Source organism: Roseibium sp. AS2 (genome assembly GCF_038900065.1).
Classification (GTDB): domain Bacteria; phylum Pseudomonadota; class Alphaproteobacteria; order Rhizobiales; family Stappiaceae; genus Roseibium.
Genome location: NZ_JBBMQN010000004.1, coordinates 500,898 through 517,663, shown reverse-complemented (window position 1 = coordinate 517,663; position 16,766 = coordinate 500,898). Strand labels below are relative to the sequence as shown.

Below are 16,766 nucleotides of genomic sequence, written 5' to 3'. Positions count from 1 at the left end.
GCTTTACGTAGTGTTAACCCACTGTTTCACAGGGAACAAACCACCTGGCGAATCAGCGAAGTGGCACGAGGCCGTTGCTGCAACGACGGCTCCGCCTGAACGTCAGGCCGCCTTCGGCGCGCCGCTGCCGACGATCCGGACCACGTCGGCCATGATGTCGGTGAGCTGGAAATCCTTGGGCGTGTAGACGGCAGCAACGCCCATGGCCTTGAGCTCGGCGGCGTCTTCGTCCGGAATGATCCCGCCGACAACGACCGGTATGTCGTCCGCACCGGCCGCCCGCAGCCTGTCCACCACGTCCCGCACCAGCGCAAGATGAGATCCGGACAGGATGGAGAGGCCGATGACATGAACGTCTTCCTCGACAGCCGCGTTGACGATCTGGTCGGGCGTCAGGCGAATGCCCTCATAGACGACTTCCATGCCGCAGTCCCTTGCGCGCACCGCGATCTGCTCCGCCCCGTTGGAATGCCCGTCGAGGCCGGGTTTTCCGACCAGGAACTTGAGCCGCCGGCCGAGTTTCCCGGAGACCGTTTCGACCTCGCCGCGCACGGCTTCCAGGTCGGTTCCGTCCTCGCGCATGCTCTGGCCCACACCTGTCGGCGCCCGGTATTCTCCGAACACCTCGCGCAGGGTGCGGCCCCATTCCCCGGTGGTCGCACCGACCCTGGCCGCGGCGATGGACGGCTCCATGATGTTGCGGCCTTCCTGCGCCGCCGCCTTCAGGGCGCCGAGCGCGGCTTCCACCGCGGCTGTGTCGCGCTCCGCGCGCCAGGCCCTGATTTTCTCGATCGCTTCTTCCTCGACATGCTCGGGCACGGTCAGAATGCCGCCATCCTCGCCTGCCGCAAGCGGCGAGGGTTCGCTGTCGGTCCATCTGTTGACACCGACAACCACCTGGTCGCCTGCCTCGATGGCCGCCAGCCGCGCGGAGTTGGAGTCCACAAGCTGGCGCTTCATGTAGCTGGAATCCACCGCCGCCACCGCGCCGCCCATGGCATCGATCCGCGCGAGTTCCGCGCGTGCTTCATCCTTCAGCGCGTCCACCTTCCGGGTGATCTCGGCGGAACCGTCGAAGATGTCCGCATATTCGAGAAGATCGGTCTCATAGGCGACAATCTGCTGCATCCGGAGCGACCATTGCTGGTCGAAGGGGCGCGGCAGGCCGAGCGCCTCGTTCCAGGCCGGCAATTGCACCGCGCGGGCACGGGCATTTTTGGACAACACCACGGCCAGCATCTCAATCAGGATACGGTAGACGTTGTTTTCCGGCTGCGGCTCGGTCAGGCCGAGCGAATTCACCTGCACACCGTAGCGGAAGCGCCGGTAGCGCTCGTCCTCGACGCCGTAGCGGCCCCGGCAGATTTCGTCCCACAATTCGGTGAACGCGCGCATCTTGCACATCTCGGTGATGAAGCGCATGCCCGCGTTGACGAAGAAGGATATCCGGCCCACCGCCTTGGGGAAATCCTCTTCCGGAATCGCCCCTCCGGCCTTCATCGAATCCAGAATGGCAACCGCCGTGGCAAGGGCGAAGGACAGTTCCTGCACCGGTGTCGCCCCGGCTTCCTGCAGATGATAGGAACAGACATTCATCGGGTTCCATTTGGGCATGTTGGAATAGGTCCAGGCAATCACGTCCGTGGTCAGTTTCAGGGACGGCGCTGGCGGAAACACATACGTGCCCCGGGACAGATATTCCTTGATGATGTCGTTCTGTGTGGTGCCGGCAAGAAGCGTGCGGTCCGCCCCCTGCTCGTCAGCCGCCGCGACATAAAGCGCCAGCAACCAGGGTGCGGTCGCATTGATCGTCATCGACGTGTTCATGCGCTCCAGCGGGATGTCCCGGAACAGGGTGCGCATGTCGCCCAGATGCGCCACCGGCACCCCGACCTTGCCGACCTCGCCGCGCGCGAGCAGGTCGTCCGGGTCGTAGCCTGTCTGGGTCGGCAGGTCGAACGCCACCGACAGTCCGGTTTGTCCCTTGGCAAGATTGCCACGGTACAGCTTGTTTGAATCCGCTGCCGTCGAATGCCCCGCATAGGTGCGGAAAATCCAGGGACGGTCCTTGTGCTGCCCCGTTTCGCCCGTCGCACTCATGCCGCTCATCCTCCTGAGGCGCTCACGCGCCTGTTTTTCTTCGGGTCTACGGCAGCACGTCCGCCTGCGTCTCCCGGTCGGACAGAGGTGTGCCGGAGTTTGCGCACCCGCGAAACTCTCTCTTGCAATGCAAAATACGCTTGGCACCAAAACGCAAGTTAAGCAATAGTCGTATAGATATGAGCCGGGTTTTTGAACGATAGTTGCGCAAAATCGGGTTTTTGCCCGAGCAACCGTTGTGCAATTGCGAGATTCTAAGGCCAACAAGCCCTGGGAGGGGAGAATGACAGCAGCCGCCGAAGCCAATGACAACCGAACGCGCGAGGACGCTCCGGTGAAAGACCTCTACGAAATCGGTGAGATTCCGCCGCTCGGTCACGTGCCGAAAAACATGTACGCCTGGGCCATCCGGCGCGACCGGCACGGGCCGCCTGAAGACGCCATGCAGCTCGAGGTCGTGCCGACCTGGGAGCTGGACAGCCACGAGGTTCTGGTTCTGGTGATGGCCGCAGGCGTCAACTACAACGGTATCTGGGCGGGTCTCGGCGAACCGATCAGCCCCTTCGACGGCCATGGCGCGCCCTATCATATCGCCGGATCGGATGCCTCCGGCATCGTCTGGGCCGTCGGCGACAAGGTCAAGCGCTGGAAGGTCGGCGACGAGGTCGTGGTGCACTGCAATCAGGACGATGGCGACGACGAGGAATGCAACGGCGGCGATCCGATGTTCTCCACGTCCCAGCGCATCTGGGGCTACGAGACCCCGGACGGTTCGTTCTCGCAGTTCACGCGTGTCCAGGCGCAGCAGCTGATGCCGCGCCCGAAGCACCTGACCTGGGAGGAAAGCGCCTGCTACACGCTGACGCTGGCCACCGCCTACCGCATGCTGTTCGGCCATCACCCCCATGAACTCAAGCCCGGTCAGAACGTTCTGGTCTGGGGCGCTTCCGGCGGCCTCGGTTCCTATGCCATCCAGTTGATCACGGCGGCAGGCGCCAACGCGATCGGCGTGATCTCGGACGAGGACAAGCGCCAGTTCGTCCTGGATCTCGGCGCCAAGGGCGTCGTCAACCGCAAGGACTTCAAGTGCTGGGGCCAGTTGCCGAAGGTCAATTCGCCCGAATACGGTGAGTGGTTTCAGGAAGTCCGCAAGTTCGGCAAGGCCATCTGGGAGTTCACCGGCAAGGGCAACAATGTCGATATCGTCTTCGAGCACCCCGGCGAGGCGACTTTCCCGGTCTCCACCTTCGTGTGCAAGAAAGGCGGCATGGTCGTGATCTGCGCGGGTACTTCGGGCTTCAACTGCACCTTCGATGTCCGCTACATGTGGATGCACCAGAAGCGCCTGCAGGGCTCGCACTTCGCGCATCTGCAACAGGCCTCGGCGGCCAACAAGCTGATGATCGAGCGGCGCATCGACCCGTATATGTCAGAAGTGTTTCCCTGGGACCAGATCCCGAAGGCCCATACCAAGATGTGGAAGAACCAGCATGCTCCCGGCAACATGTCGGTTCTCGTCTGTGCCCCGACGACCGGTCTGAGAACCTACGAGGACGTCGTTGACGCGTGCAAGCGCTGACGGCCTGAATTCCCGGTACGACCAAAGAGTGTCAGGGCATCGCGGTGTATTGGACAAGACGCGCCGCGTTGCGCGCCTTGCAGGCAACGGGCGTCGGACGGCCCGTGATCAACACTTTCTGGCAGAACGCCGGAACCGCATGAAAGCCGGCCGGCCCGTGTTCCGCGGGCCGGTTTTTTTTTGCTGGTCGCTATGGCGCCCGGCCAACCCATCCCCGGAACGTGAATCCGGCGTAAAACAATTCAATATCCGTAAAACCGGCTTCACACAGAAGCTCCCGATCGCGTTCTGGCGAGAGAACCGGCAGACGTTGTTTCATCGCGGCGATGCCCGCCCCGGCTTCGGGGCCTGTCCCTCCGGAAGCAGACGAGAAGGCTGCGAACCGTCCAAGCCACCTGTCCTTGCCGCCGGCCTCCACCGGGAAGCTGTGGTGGGCGGCAACGAAAGCCGCGCAGGGCGTCAGACGCCGGCGTATTTCGCGCAGCGTCCGCAATCGCTCCGCTTCTTCCAGAAAATGCAGGGTGAGAAGACAGGTTGCCCCATCGAAGGGGCCCGCCGGCGCGTGCTCAATGTAGCCCTCGTGAAAGGTCACGCGTCCACGGGAGCAGCCGAGTTCCACCCGGGCCTGGTTCAGCATTTCGGTTGAAGGGTCCACACCGCAGAACCGCCACGTCGGATACATCCCGGCGAAGGCCTTCAGCTCCAGCCCGCCACCGGCGCCCAGAACCAGAACATGCGCGTCCTGCCGGGCCCGTTCCGCCAGCAGGATGCCGGCCATGCGGTGCAGGTCCCGGAGACCCGGCACCAGCCGCGCCGTCCTGTCGGCATATCCCGACACGGCGGCAGGGTCCGAGAATGAGGACATTGCATACTCCCTCGCGGGCGGCGCGGACGGATCAAGGCATCAAGCGGGACGGGCCGGCCCCGGTGCCAAATTATGTAACTTTATATGTTACAAGAAATATCGGAAATCAAGTGGCCGCGACTGCCGGGCAAACCGGATGCTGCCGGAGGCGTCAGCCCTGTTCGCTCGAACCGCGCCGCAATTCTGCTCAACTGTGGCCCCATCACCGTTGCAGCCAGGGCGAATCACGCCCCTTGCAAGAAAACGGGACCTCAAGACCTTGATCCTTTCTCTGATGAGCCCTCGCATCCTGATGGGCGCCGTTGCCGGCGCGGCCGCACTCACCCTCGCCGCCTGCATGGGCGACCGGACGCAGACCCCGCCGTTCTACCAGGACATGGCGCGGGTGGACGGTCAGGTCGACGCGGCAACCGCCGCGCAGATGATCTCCCAGTACCGGATCAACAACGGCCTGCTGCCGGTCAAACCGGATCCCCGGCTCACCACAATCGCAAAATCCCAGGCGGATGCCATGGCGGCGGCCGGAACCGTCAAGGCCTCGCTTGCGCCGAGCCAGCAACTCGCCGCCCGCATGGCCTCGATCGGGGAGCCCAAGACGGAGGCGGCAGAAAATGTCAGCGCCGGCTACCGGACCTTCGCCGAGGCATTTTCGGGATGGCGGGAATCACCCAAGCACAATCAGGTTCTCCTGACCGGCGACGCCACCCGTCTGGGCATTGCGACCACCTATGCCTCCAATGCCAAGCACAAGGTGTTCTGGTCGTTGGTCATGGCCGGACCGGCACCGACAGCCGCCTCCGCACAGGCCCTGACACCGGCTCGATAGACCGGTCACGCCGCAGGCTTCAGCACACCTGATGCTCGAAATATCGGTCAGGGTAGCGCGGGCACGGCTCGTTGCGGGGAAGGGGCTGGCCGTAGGGATAGCCCTGTGCGGGCGGCAAGACCCTGGGCTGTGCCGGCACCGGCTGCACGGCAACCGGAGGCCCGCCCTTGTAGACGGGGCCGCCACTCGGATAAATCCGGTAGTTGCCCCGGTAGCGCGGCACGCCAAGATGGATACCGGCGCTCGGCAGCGGCCGGCCGTAATAGATACCGTCTCCGCCATAGCTCAGGTATTTCCCGGAGACCCAGCCCTTCATGTTGACGAAGGCGGCATCACACCATCTGAAATCGGCGGTGCAGCCGAACACGGTCACGCCGCCGCCCCGTGGAACGGTGGCGATCACCGGGTAGTTTGTCCCCGGACCGGCACGCATGTTCAGGTTCGCGGTCGTATAGGCGATTGCCGGACGGGACTGCGCGGCGGCCGGCAAGGCCGTCAGGGCCACCGCGATCAACGCCAGCGACAAGCGGATCAACATGTTCAAAACTCCGAAAATCTGCGCCCCGGCACCCACAACCAGTGCGGAGACAACATGGCAAAAATATAGCGTCGCATGCTTTCCTCGACGTGTTCGTCGCCGCATATTCGCCCTGTTGGCTTGCGTCCGGCTTGCGTTCGCGGCTTGATGGGTTCGGTTGCGGTCTTTCATTCGCAGCAAACGGGCAAAGATTCGGGGCACAGCACCATGCAACAGACTCACTTTATCGCGGCCGGACTCGCAGCGTCGCTGCTCTGGCTTGCCGCCGTAACCGGCCCGGCGGCGGCCTTCGACGCCCATGCGGGTTATTATTACCCGGAGCCTCAAACGCGGGAGGTCTATGTTTCCGAACTCACACCCTCGCCCGATGCCGGCAAGACTTCGCGGGCAGCGTTCGTCATCGGGCTGGCGGGCCGGCACGAAGAGCGCGGCCGCGTGATCGGATACCATCTGTTTGCGAAGGGTGCCGACCTTGAGAAGCTGATCATCGTGGCGACCGGCGACGGTCAGTACAACACGCTGTACCGGTTGCGCGCGCTGCTGGCCTCGCTGACCTCGATGGCCCGCTCAACGGAGCTCTTCGCGCGCTCCAGCCAGCCGCAGGATCTGAATTTTCTCGATTTCTGCAAAATGATCGGCTTCACCCAGGTCACCGTCAGCAACGGCAGGGACGTGGCTCACCAGATCGCCGTTCGCTAGGATAGAGCCGAAAAGCCGGGCCGGCTTCTCTTGAGGCTGTGGACACTGAAGTTTCGCAGCCTCCAGGGAACGGCTTCAAAGGCTCAGTCCTATGGCCCGGTTGATTGTCTGCCCCGCATTTACCGCCTGATAGGTCGGAAACGGCGTGCGTTGTGACACATCGATCTCACGCCGAAGCCACTCTCGTTCTTCGAGCATCCCCAGTGACTTGGAAAGTGCGCGATCTGTAATCGCCCCCAGACCGGACCTGATGGCGGAAAACCGGCTGGGAGCCTCCGTCAATGCCAGGATAGGCACGGGCCAGCTTCGTTTCAAAATACCAAAACCGTCCTCGCCTGGTGCTGCTTCCAGGATGCGGTGGGCCATGGCGGCGGCGACCTTGCCTTGCTCCGTCAAACGGAATTCCGGCCGGAGCGGGTGGCCATGGCCCGGGTTTTTCTCAAGCAGGTCCAACTGGATCAGGAGCTCCAGGCTGGCGGCAAAGGCACTGCGCGACGCCGTGGTTGCTGCGATCAACGGTGCCTGCCGGCCTGGAACGCCGGAATGCAGCAGCGCCAGTGTCTTCAGGGACCAGGCTTTCGATGTGAGCTTGACAAGCAGAGGCATATCCATGAATTATATCTACTATATTTTTGCTACAGAGGAAAGTTTCATGCCTGTCGTTTCTTTGGAAAACACCATCACCCTCGCCCTGTCGGTGCGTGACCGCCATGCCAGTGCGGACTGGTATGAGAAGAACCTGGGCTTCGAGCTGCTGATGCATATCGATGAGGCCGGCTGGAGCGAAATGCGGACCAAAACGGAAGGCGTCACCCTTGGACTGGGCGAGCAGATGGAACCGTCTCCGGGCAACCTGGTGCCCGTGTTTGGTATTGCGGATATTGCGTCGGCCCGGGCAGCCCTTGAAAGGGAGAACGTTAAATTCGACGGCGAGACCGAAACCATAGAAGGCATGGTCAGCACCGCCACATTCTACGATCCGGACGGCAATGCGCTCATGCTGGCGCAAGATCTGACACAACAATAGTTTTCGGTCGAACCCGAGCCGTCGGAAGAACCCGCCCGCTTGTGGCCGGCCGCCAGGCCCTCGATCGACAACACGACTTGCAAGTCAGGACGTGTGAGGATTTTCTCGCACGTCTTTTCCATTGCTCCAGCCTAGCGCTTCAAGTCGCCATTCAACCAGTCGCGGAACTGGGACTTGGTACCGAAGAACGCGTTGCGGTCGACATCGCCGCGGATGCCCGGAACCCGGCCTTCCGCCGTATACTGCCAGAACACCCAGTCGTCGCGCTGGTCGTAGATGTTGTTCGGGAAATTGGCGACGGACCGCAGCCAGAACTGCTCGTTCTTGAGTGCTCCGACCATCCGGTCCCGGTGGAAGTCGACCGACGAGTAGATCACCGGACGTTTGCCGTAGTGCTTTTCCATTTCGTCGAGGAAGATCTTCATGTCGCGCAGGATCTGCGCACGCGCCGGACGCTTCTGGCAGGTCTTGGAATGGGCGTTCCACTCCATGTCCAGAACCAGCGGAATGGCCTGCGGGTCAACGGGAACGATCTCTTTCACCCAGGTGATCTGTTCCTCGACCGGCCGGCAGAAATAGTAGAAATGATAGGCGCCGCGCGGCACACCGGCCTGGCGCGCTCCGACCCAGTTGTCGACGAACCGCGGATCGACATGATCACCGCCCTCCGTCGCCTTGATCCATGCGAAGGCGACCCCCGACCGCTTGGCCGCCACCCAGTCGATGTCACCCTGCCAGCGCGAGATGTCGATGCCGTGCACCGCATAGTCTTCCGGTGTCGGATCGGGAAAGTCATATGCCGCGCAGGAGCCCAGGAACAGGACCCCGAAGACCGAACAAAATTGTTTCACCAGTTCCAGCACAGCGTCCTCGAGAAGGTTAAAAAAAGCTTTCCGCCCTGGTCCAAAATGCGTGGGATTTCCTAACGGAGTATGGACGGATTGACGATTTTTCAGCAAAAATACGTATCGGCCTTTGCCCTGGCCCCGGGTTTGCGGCGGATCAAGGACCTTTCGGACCGCACGGGTCATGAAGAGCGATGGAAATCGCCCACACACTGATGGCTATCGGCGCCTTGCTGCTCATCGGCATGCTGGCCGACGAGATCGGTCACCGCACGCAATTGCCGCGTGTAACCCTGCTGATCCTGTGCGGACTTGCCGCCGGCCCGGCGATGCTGAACCTTCTGCCGGACAACCTGACCGCGCTCTACGACACGCTTTCGGTGCTGGCACTGTCCATGGTCGCGTTTCTGCTCGGCGGCAAACTCTCCAGGGTGCACCTCAGGAACAGCGGCAGCGCTGTTGCAATCATCTCTGTCAGCGCGGTCGTCGCCACCGCCGCCATCGTCTTTTCCGGATTGTGGCTCCTTGGCGTGCCGGCGGCCCTGGCGCTGGTGCTGGCGGCGCTCGCCACCGCGACGGACCCGGCCGCGACCAACGACGTCATCCGCCAGGACAAGGCCAGTGGACCGTTCACCTCGATCCTGTCCGGCATCGTCGCCGTCGACGACATCTGGGGCATCCTGGTGTTCGCCCTGTGCCTGATGGGCGCGCAGGCCCTCACCGGCGGCGACGGGTCGGGCGCCTTGCTGCACGCGGCATGGGAAACGGCCGGATCGATCCTGCTGGGTGTCTTCATCGGCCTGCCCGCCGGCTACCTGTCCGGCCGCATCAAGCCCGGCGATCCGACACTGGCCGAAGCTCTCGGCATTGTCTTTCTGACCGCAGGACTGGCCCTGTGGCTGGACCTGTCGTTCCTGCTGGCCGGCATTGCCTGCGGTGCGACAGTGGTCAATTCCGGACGTCATCACAGCCGCCCCTTTCATGAAATCGAACATGTCGAATGGCCGTTCATGATCTTTTTCTTCGTGCTGGCCGGCGCGTCCCTGGAACCGGCCCGGCTTTGGGACCTCGGCCTGCTGGGCGGCGGCTACATCGTCCTCCGGCTGGTGGGCCGTCTCGTCGGCGGCTGGCTCGGCGGCAGGGTCTCCCCCGGCGCCGGCAGGAAGGACAGCTATCTGTTCGGCCTGTCGCTGCTGCCCCAGGCAGGCGTTGCCCTGGGCATGGCACTCGTGGCCGCCGAAACCCTGCCGCAATTCCGGAGCGAGATCCTGACCGTGATCATCGGCTCGACCGTCGTATTCGAGCTTGTGGGCCCGGCACTCACGCACCAGGCGCTGCGTTTGGCGGGCGAGACCGGCAAGGCACCGCCCGAAGACGATACGGACACGTAACATCCGGGCCGCGACCACGCCGTGCCTCGGCGTCCCCGCACTATCTCCGATGACTTTCTTCTTCCGCGACTGCCCGAAATGCCTTCGGTGGCCGCTTTCCTCCCCTGCCTCCGGAAATCACCCGGCAGATTGCGCGCACCTGTGACCGCCGTCACGGCATCAACGGGCGCGCGGCCTATTGTTCAAGAACAAGGTCCGTTCAGGTCTATGAGACGAAAGGCATGGTCATGGCATCCCCTCCGCATCTTCCGCCTCTGGCGGCGGATTATGAAAAAAAGCCCGCGTCGGTTCACTATTTCTACAACGAATACGCCCCCGTCGACATGTCCCGATACGCGTTCTACCGCGTCGTCAACGGTGACACCCTGGAGAACATCGCGGTCCGTGTCGGCACCTCGGCGAAAAATCTCCTCAAGGAATGCTTCGGGACCACCGATCCGAGGGAAGTGAACTGGTACCTGCGCAACAAGATCGGCTGCAAGGAGCTAGGTCCGCAAGGAAAGAACTTTGCGTTTTCCATAGCCGCGGACCCGGGCAAGATCTGTCTGCCGCTCAAATGGGCCGCAAGGCTTGAAAAGAAGATCCGATACCCCGACCCCAGAATTTACCGGATCTTTCCGGAGCTGCCCAACTACAAGCAGGACAACGACAATGGTTGCTGGGCGGCCGCGCTCGCGAATGTCTACGACTGGGGCAAGTCGTCCCCCGGCCGGAAGGTCGAGGACGCTCTGGAGGAAATTGATCCGGAATTCGCGCAACGATATCGCGACGAAAAATTCATCACCGGCCCGGATGCCAAGACGCTCTTTGAAAAAGCCAGACTGGCAAATCTGAATATCAACAAATACACGATCAACGAAGACACGGCGTTCGCCGTTGACGACTCGACGATTCTGGAATTCCTCGATTTCGTGGAAAGAAACGCTCCTTTCATCATGCTGCAGAGTGCAAAGGGCCTCTGGACCCACTGGATTGTCATAAACGGTTTCGAGTGGACCAGTGCCAACGAATTGTGGTTGCGCTATTTCGATCCGGGCGACAAGGCCGTCTATTTCGCCCGCGCGGAAAAGATCCTGCGCAAGTGCTACAACGCCCCGACCCTGTTTCCGAAGGCCTACGGTTAGGTCCCGACCGGTGCAGGGGCGGCTGGCGATCGCCAAAATCGTTGCACTCGCCGGTCAAATCCTTATGACTCGGGATACCTTCGAACCTCCCCCGGCAAGGATCTCATGACCGATCGTCTCAAGCTCGTCACCTGGAACATCAACTCCGTGCGCCTGCGCATGCCGATCGTCGAACAGCTGATCGAGGAAACCGCGCCGGACGTGATCTGCCTCCAGGAGACCAAGTGCCCGGACGCCAACTTTCCGGAAAACGCCTTCCGCAAGGCCGGCTACGAGCACATGGCCATCAACGGCCAGAAGGGCTATCACGGGGTCGCGACCCTGTCCCGCCTGCCATTGAGCAACATCGAGAAACGCGGCTTCTGCGACATGGGCGACAGCCGCCACGTGGCCGTCGACGTGCCGTTCAACGGATCCAGCCTGCGGCTGCACAATTTCTATGTGCCGGCAGGCGGCGACGAACCAAACCGCGACATCAACCCGAAATTCGGTCACAAGCTCGATTTCATGGCCGAGATGCAGGCCTGGCTTAAGGGTGCGGAAACAGCGAAGCCGGCCGTGCTTGTGGGCGATCTGAACGTGGCCCCGTATGAGCAGGACGTCTGGTCGCACAAGAAACTGTTGAAAGTCGTCTCGCACACGCCCGTGGAGACCGAGCTTTTTGAAAACTTGCGCGAGACCGGCGGCTGGCTGGATGCCATGCGTCAGTTCACGCCGATGGAGGAAAAGCTCTACACCTGGTGGAGTTACCGCGCCAAGGACTGGGCGGCCGCCGACAAGGGCCGCCGCCTCGATCATGTCTGGGTCTCGGCACCGCTGGCGCCCTACATCAAGGGAACAAGCGTGCTGCGGGACGCGCGTGGATGGGAAAAACCCTCCGACCATGCCCCCGTGATCGCCGAGTTTTCCGTCTGAGGACATAGAACTGCCGGCTCTGCCGCCCGATTGTCCCGTGCAGATTCTCAAGGCGTCAGGATGACCTTGCCGCGCACGCGGCGCGCGGCGATTTCCGCAAGGGCGGTGGCAATGTCCTCCAGAGGATAGATCCCGTGAACATGCGGTTTCAGCCGGCCGTCCTCAATCCAGGAAAGGACCTGGACCATGTTGGCCCGGTGGCCGTCCGGGTCCCGGTCGAGCGCGGCGCCCCAGAACACGCCGCGCATGTCGCAGCCTTTCAGCAGCAACAGGTTGAGCGGAATTTTGGGGATCTCTCCGGCGGCAAATCCGACCACCAGGAACCGGCCTTCCCAGGCGGTCGCCCGCAGGGCCTGTTCCGACAGGTCGCCGCCGACCGGGTCATAGACGACATCGACTCCCCTGCCGCCCGTGAGGTCCTTCAGGGTGTCCTTGAGCGGCTGTGTTGAATAGTCGACGGTCAGCTCGGCGCCGAGTGTCCGTGCAAACGCCAGCTTGTCCTCCGACGAGGCGCAGGCAATCACCTTTGCCCCCATGATCGCGGCAATTTCCACCGCCGCCTGGCCGACCCCGCCCGAAGCGCCAAGGACGGCGACGGTCTCTCCGGCCTTCAGCCCGGCCCGGTCCCGGTAGGCATGCAGCGTGGTGCCATAGGTGACCGACAGACCGGCGGCGGTTTCAAAGGACACGTCGTCCGGCAGACCCACCAAGGCGTTCTCGCCGACCACGACCTTTTCCCGCGCCGCGCCCCAGCGCATGTACCCCATGACCCGGTCGCCCGGCGATACCGACGTGACGCCGTCTCCGACCGAATCGACAACACCGGCAAATTCGGCGCTGGGTGAAAACGGCAGGTCGGGCTTGTACTGGTATTTGCCCCTGATGATCAGCGTGTCGAAGAAATTGAGCGCGCAGGCCCTGACCCGTACCAGAACCTCGCCCGGACCGGCCACCGGTTCCGCGATGTCTTCAAAGACCAGGCTTTCGGGCGGACCGAAGGATTTGCAAAGGCAGGCTTTCACGGCAATCTCTTGTATCTTGAGCGCGGGAACGCACCGGTTAAAGGCAAGGCAAGGGTAGCAAGTCATGCGTCCAGCAGGAATTGGCATTCCGGATTAGGAAGCGGTTGAGATACGCCGGAAAACTTTCTGCCCCGGCCGAATTCGGGTATGAGGCTGCAAACCGAGAAATGGACGGATGAATGCGCGGGTATTTTGCGATCGGGGCCGAAGGCCTCTCGAAACGGATGAACCTCGGCACGCTGATGCGCTCGGCGCACGCGTTCGGGGCGAACTTCTTCTTCACGGTGGACGCCGACAGGAAAATCCGCAACGCACCGCCGTCCGACACGTCCAAGAGCCCCGGCCACCTGCCCGTGTTCACCTGGGACAGCGTCGATGCCATGGATCTGCCGAGAGGCTGTCAGCTTGTTGGCATCGAACTGACGGACGAAAGCATCGACCTGCCCAGCTTCGGCCACCCGCTTCAGGCGGCCTATGTACTCGGTCCCGAGCGCGGCTCGCTGTCGCCGGACATGCTGGCCAGATGCGACCACGTTGTGAAGATCCCGACCAGTTTCTGCATCAACGTGGCGATGGCCGGCGCGATCGTCATGTACGACCGCCACAGGGCGCTCGGACGCTTTGCGGACCGCCCGGTCACCGCGGGCGCACCCAAGACCGAACGTCCGAAACACGTCAGCGGCGGCCCGGTCATGCGCAGTGGACGGAAGGTGCCGGGGACCTAGCCTGCCGCCTCACATTTGCAAGGCCGTGACCTAATCCACATCGACGGCCTCGTCCGCCTCGATGATCTGGCGCAACCTGCCGAAGGCAAGGCGTATCCGCGATTTGACGGTGCCAAGCGGCAGGCCGGATGCTTCGGCGATTTCGCTGTGCGACTGGCCGATGAAAAAGGCGAGCCTGACGACTTCCCTCTGCTCTTCCGGCAATTGGGCCAGAGCCGACCGCACGCGCTCCTCCCGGAGCCGGGCATCCATTTCATCGGCGATATCAGGCAGGGGTGTCGGCTGAAGCGCGGGCTCTTCCGGATTGAGATCGGCAGCCTTGCGCCGCCGCAACCGGTCGATCCGGCGGTTGCGTGCAACCCGGTAGAGCCAGGTGCTGGCGGACGATTTGGTCGGATCGAACAGTGCGGCCTTGCGCCACAGCGTGACCATGACGTCCTGGGCGACTTCCTCGGCCGTGGCCTCGTCAGCGCCCTGTTTCATCAGATAACCCTTCAGGCGTGGCGCGAAGTGGTCGAACAATTCGACGAAGGCGGCCTTGTCCCGTTCGGCCGCAACCTTGACGATAAGACCCGATAAGTACTGTGCATGCGCCAACGACCGTAACACTCCCTGCCAATCCTCGGGCCCTCGACAATCTTTAGAGCGTTTCTCGCTTGTAGGAAACCATTTGATGGCGATTTACGATCCACCCGGCAAGGCCCGCGGCTTGGCGCGCGATGCGTTCCTTGTTCAAGGTGGCGCCACGGTGCGGGTGGCCCGTTTGTCATCAGCCTTGAAGGATCCGGCTTCGCGGAAGCCGTTCGACCCGAAAGTGTCCGAGCCACGCGGGTGGCCGGCACCGGAACCAGACTGTCCCGGTCGCACAAGACCATTTGTGCGGGAACGGCTCCGGCAGGTTCGCGACGATTCGAAAGAAGGCAGCGGCCTTCGCCACACTGTTGCCGCCTTTTGCCGCAACAGCCTGTGGGACAATCAGGGACGCCGGGAAACAGACAAAAATCGATTGTCGGGCTTCAACCCTTTCGTAACCCGCTTTAAGTTATCATTAAAGCAAGGTTTATATGTCAAACGGCAATTGAATAGAATTTGACGGAAACTCAAAGCCAAACGGTGTGGAGATGATGAAAGCAAAATCGCTGGTTCTAGCCCTCGCAGGTCTGGCCGTTTCGAGTGCAGTGGCTTTCGCGCAAACCCCGACGCTCCTGAAGCAGCACAAGGATTGGGCGGCCTATGCGCTGACCGGCGGAAGCGGAAAGGTCTGTTATGCGCTGACCAAGCCAACCACAATGCTCCCGGGCGACCGCAATCACGGAGATGTCTTCTTCTTCGTGACATCGCGGCCCGCCGAGGGTGTCAGCTCCGAACCGAGCCTGCTGGTCGGCTACCCCTTCAAGGACAAGTCTTCCGTGACCGTCAATATCGACGGCAAGGACTTCTCCCTGTTCACCAACAATGACGGGGCCTGGGTGGAAAACGCGGCGACGGAAGCGCAGCTGGTGGCTGCCATGAAAGCCGGGCGCGAAATGTCGGTCAACGGCGAATCCAGCCGTGGGACCCGCACCACCTACAAGTTCTCGTTGTCCGGCGTCACCGCCGCGATCGACACCGCGGCCCAGGCCTGCCGGTAACGGCGTCTGTTGCCGCTGCAACACGGATGGAACCCGGATCGGCACGCCAGTGCCGGTCCGGGTTTTCGCATTCAACGGCCCCGCTCCTGCGCGCATGGCTCCCCTGCGCAGCGGAAACCTTGATTTTTCCGCCCGATTGTGGTTTTGGAGGCCCTTAGGTTCCTACCTGCTGGCCAGGTAACCCGGCGGCCGCGTTCGAAACTGAAACGCCCTGACATGCGCCGGACGAAACAACGGATCATGACATGGCGATTACGCTCGACATCGCGCGGGACAATCCGAACGCGCAAACCGTCCCAGGTGCAGCGGGCCCGCTCCTGCAGGCCGAGGACAAGCCGACACTGATCGGCCTGTCCCGCGACGAGCTTGGCGAGGCCCTCGGCACGATCGGCGTGCCTCAGAAACAGTGGCGGATGCGATCCTCCCAGCTGTGGCACTGGCTCTATGTACGGGGCGTGTCCGACTTCGCGCATATGACCAATATCGCCAAGGACCTGCGCCAGAAACTCGCCGAGGCCTTCACGATTGCCCGTCCGGAAATCGTCACCGAGCAGATTTCCGTCGACGGCACCCGCAAGTGGCTGTTCCGCTTTCCACCGCGCGGCGCCGGCCGTCCCGTCGAGGTCGAGACCGTCTATATTCCCGAAGAAGGCCGGGGAACCCTTTGCGTCTCCTCCCAGGTCGGCTGCACGCTCACCTGCACCTTCTGCCACACCGGCACCCAGAAACTGGTCCGCAACCTGACTGCGGAGGAAGTCCTCTCGCAGATCCTGCTGGCGCGCGACCGTCTCGGCGATTTTCCCGACGCCCACACGCCCCAGGGCGCTGTCGTTCCCTCCGAGGGCCGGCTGGTCACCAACATCGTCATGATGGGCATGGGCGAGCCGCTCTACAATTTCGACAACGTCAAGAAGGCGCTTCTGATCGCTTCCGACGGCGACGGCCTGTCGCTGTCCAAGCGCCGGATCACCCTGTCGACATCCGGCGTGGTGCCGGAAATCTTCCGCACCGGCGACGAGATCGGCTGCATGCTGGCAATTTCACTGCATGCGGTTCGCGACGACCTGCGTGATGTTCTGGTTCCGATCAACAAGAAGTGGAACCTCGAGGCGCTGCTGGAGGCCTGCCGCAACTATCCGGGCCTGTCCAACGCCAAGCGCATCACCTTCGAATATGTCATGCTGAAGGACATCAACGACAGCAACAAGGACGCGCTCGATCTGGTCCGCCTGCTGAAGGGCATTCCGGCCAAGATCAATCTGATCCCCTTCAACCCCTGGCCGGGCTCCGAGTACGAGTGCTCCGACTGGGAACGGATCGAGGAATTCGCCGACATCGTCAACCGCGCCGGCTACGCCTCCCCCATCCGCACCCCGCGCGGCCGCGACATCTTCGCCGCCTGCGGCCAGCTCAAGTCCGCTTCGGAACGCATGCGCAAGAAGGATCGGGACGCACTGGCGGCTGTCTGACAAGGCCCGC

The 16,766-nt window shown here is 62.5% G+C and carries 18 protein-coding genes; 11 read left to right on the top strand and 7 right to left on the bottom strand.

From position 1 onward, the window contains the following. Positions 1-102: 102 nt before the first annotated feature. Positions 103-2,100, bottom strand: a complete 1,998-nt coding sequence (locus tag WNZ15_RS14465) for a protein meaA (RefSeq protein WP_342893690.1) — start codon at positions 2,098-2,100, stop codon at positions 103-105. Positions 2,101-2,383: 283 nt separating this feature from the next. Here WNZ15_RS14465 and ccrA point away from each other — a divergent pair, with 283 nt between their 5' ends. Next, positions 2,384-3,679, top strand: coding sequence for a crotonyl-CoA carboxylase/reductase (gene ccrA, locus WNZ15_RS14460; protein WP_342893689.1), 1,296 nt, complete (start codon positions 2,384-2,386; stop codon positions 3,677-3,679). Between the two features lie 190 nt (positions 3,680-3,869). Here ccrA and WNZ15_RS14455 read toward each other — a convergent pair whose 3' ends face one another. Beyond that, positions 3,870-4,544, bottom strand: coding sequence for a class I SAM-dependent methyltransferase (locus WNZ15_RS14455; protein ID WP_342893688.1), 675 nt, complete (start codon positions 4,542-4,544; stop codon positions 3,870-3,872). Positions 4,545-4,818: 274 nt separating this feature from the next. Between WNZ15_RS14455 and WNZ15_RS14450 the strand changes: the two genes are divergently transcribed. Then, the gene (locus WNZ15_RS14450) at positions 4,819-5,370 is read left to right on the top strand and encodes a CAP domain-containing protein (RefSeq protein WP_342893687.1); all 552 of its coding nucleotides are present in this window, start codon (positions 4,819-4,821) and stop codon (positions 5,368-5,370) included. Between the two features lie 19 nt (positions 5,371-5,389). Here WNZ15_RS14450 and WNZ15_RS14445 read toward each other — a convergent pair whose 3' ends face one another. Next, entirely contained in the window at positions 5,390-5,908 is a 519-nt protein-coding gene (locus WNZ15_RS14445; protein ID WP_342893686.1) for an SH3 domain-containing protein, read from the bottom strand. 207 nt (positions 5,909-6,115) lie between these two features. On the opposite strand from WNZ15_RS14445, the gene WNZ15_RS14440 reads away from it, so the two are divergent. Continuing rightward, positions 6,116-6,607, top strand: a complete 492-nt coding sequence (locus WNZ15_RS14440) for a hypothetical protein (protein WP_342893685.1) — start codon at positions 6,116-6,118, stop codon at positions 6,605-6,607. 75 nt (positions 6,608-6,682) lie between these two features. Here WNZ15_RS14440 and WNZ15_RS14435 read toward each other — a convergent pair whose 3' ends face one another. Continuing rightward, positions 6,683-7,219: a winged helix-turn-helix transcriptional regulator gene (locus tag WNZ15_RS14435; protein ID WP_342893684.1), complete on the bottom strand. Its 537-nt coding sequence runs from the start codon at positions 7,217-7,219 to the stop codon at positions 6,683-6,685. A gap of 40 nt (positions 7,220-7,259) precedes the next feature. On the opposite strand from WNZ15_RS14435, the gene WNZ15_RS14430 reads away from it, so the two are divergent. Beyond that, positions 7,260-7,634, top strand: coding sequence for a VOC family protein (locus WNZ15_RS14430; RefSeq protein WP_342893683.1), 375 nt, complete (start codon positions 7,260-7,262; stop codon positions 7,632-7,634). A 131-nt stretch (positions 7,635-7,765) separates the two neighbouring features. Here WNZ15_RS14430 and WNZ15_RS14425 read toward each other — a convergent pair whose 3' ends face one another. Then, on the bottom strand, positions 7,766-8,485 hold the full coding sequence (locus WNZ15_RS14425; RefSeq protein WP_342893682.1) for a GH25 family lysozyme: 720 nt from the start codon (positions 8,483-8,485) through the stop codon (positions 7,766-7,768). 188 nt (positions 8,486-8,673) lie between these two features. Here WNZ15_RS14425 and WNZ15_RS14420 point away from each other — a divergent pair, with 188 nt between their 5' ends. From WNZ15_RS14420 to xth, 3 genes are all read left to right on the top strand, one after another. After that, complete coding sequence (locus WNZ15_RS14420) at positions 8,674-9,870, top strand: cation:proton antiporter (RefSeq protein WP_342893681.1); 1,197 nt, start codon at positions 8,674-8,676, stop codon at positions 9,868-9,870. A 227-nt stretch (positions 9,871-10,097) separates the two neighbouring features. Beyond that, positions 10,098-10,994: a LysM peptidoglycan-binding domain-containing protein gene (locus WNZ15_RS14415; RefSeq protein ID WP_342893680.1), complete on the top strand. Its 897-nt coding sequence runs from the start codon at positions 10,098-10,100 to the stop codon at positions 10,992-10,994. Positions 10,995-11,099: 105 nt separating this feature from the next. Continuing rightward, positions 11,100-11,909 carry an exodeoxyribonuclease III gene (xth, locus tag WNZ15_RS14410; protein ID WP_342893679.1) on the top strand — a complete coding sequence of 270 codons (810 nt, stop codon included), beginning with the start codon at positions 11,100-11,102 and terminating at the stop codon, positions 11,907-11,909. 47 nt (positions 11,910-11,956) lie between these two features. On the opposite strand, the gene WNZ15_RS14405 is transcribed toward xth, so the two are convergent. Next, positions 11,957-12,931 (bottom strand): NADPH:quinone oxidoreductase family protein, encoded by a 975-nt coding sequence (locus tag WNZ15_RS14405; protein ID WP_342893678.1) that lies wholly within the window; start codon positions 12,929-12,931, stop codon positions 11,957-11,959. A 179-nt stretch (positions 12,932-13,110) separates the two neighbouring features. Here WNZ15_RS14405 and WNZ15_RS14400 point away from each other — a divergent pair, with 179 nt between their 5' ends. Continuing rightward, positions 13,111-13,656 carry an RNA methyltransferase gene (locus tag WNZ15_RS14400; protein WP_342893677.1) on the top strand — a complete coding sequence of 182 codons (546 nt, stop codon included), beginning with the start codon at positions 13,111-13,113 and terminating at the stop codon, positions 13,654-13,656. 30 nt (positions 13,657-13,686) lie between these two features. On the opposite strand, the gene WNZ15_RS14395 is transcribed toward WNZ15_RS14400, so the two are convergent. Next, positions 13,687-14,253, bottom strand: coding sequence for a sigma-70 family RNA polymerase sigma factor (locus tag WNZ15_RS14395; protein WP_342893676.1), 567 nt, complete (start codon positions 14,251-14,253; stop codon positions 13,687-13,689). 76 nt (positions 14,254-14,329) lie between these two features. Between WNZ15_RS14395 and WNZ15_RS14390 the strand changes: the two genes are divergently transcribed. The 3 genes from WNZ15_RS14390 (at position 14,330) to rlmN (ending at position 16,756) form a co-directional block, all read left to right on the top strand. Next, positions 14,330-14,749 (top strand): hypothetical protein, encoded by a 420-nt coding sequence (locus tag WNZ15_RS14390; RefSeq protein WP_342893675.1) that lies wholly within the window; start codon positions 14,330-14,332, stop codon positions 14,747-14,749. Positions 14,750-14,777: 28 nt separating this feature from the next. Beyond that, positions 14,778-15,287, top strand: coding sequence for an invasion associated locus B family protein (locus WNZ15_RS14385; protein ID WP_342893674.1), 510 nt, complete (start codon positions 14,778-14,780; stop codon positions 15,285-15,287). Positions 15,288-15,532: 245 nt separating this feature from the next. Beyond that, the gene (rlmN, locus tag WNZ15_RS14380) at positions 15,533-16,756 is read left to right on the top strand and encodes a 23S rRNA (adenine(2503)-C(2))-methyltransferase RlmN (protein ID WP_342893673.1); all 1,224 of its coding nucleotides are present in this window, start codon (positions 15,533-15,535) and stop codon (positions 16,754-16,756) included. Positions 16,757-16,766 lie beyond the last annotated feature (10 nt).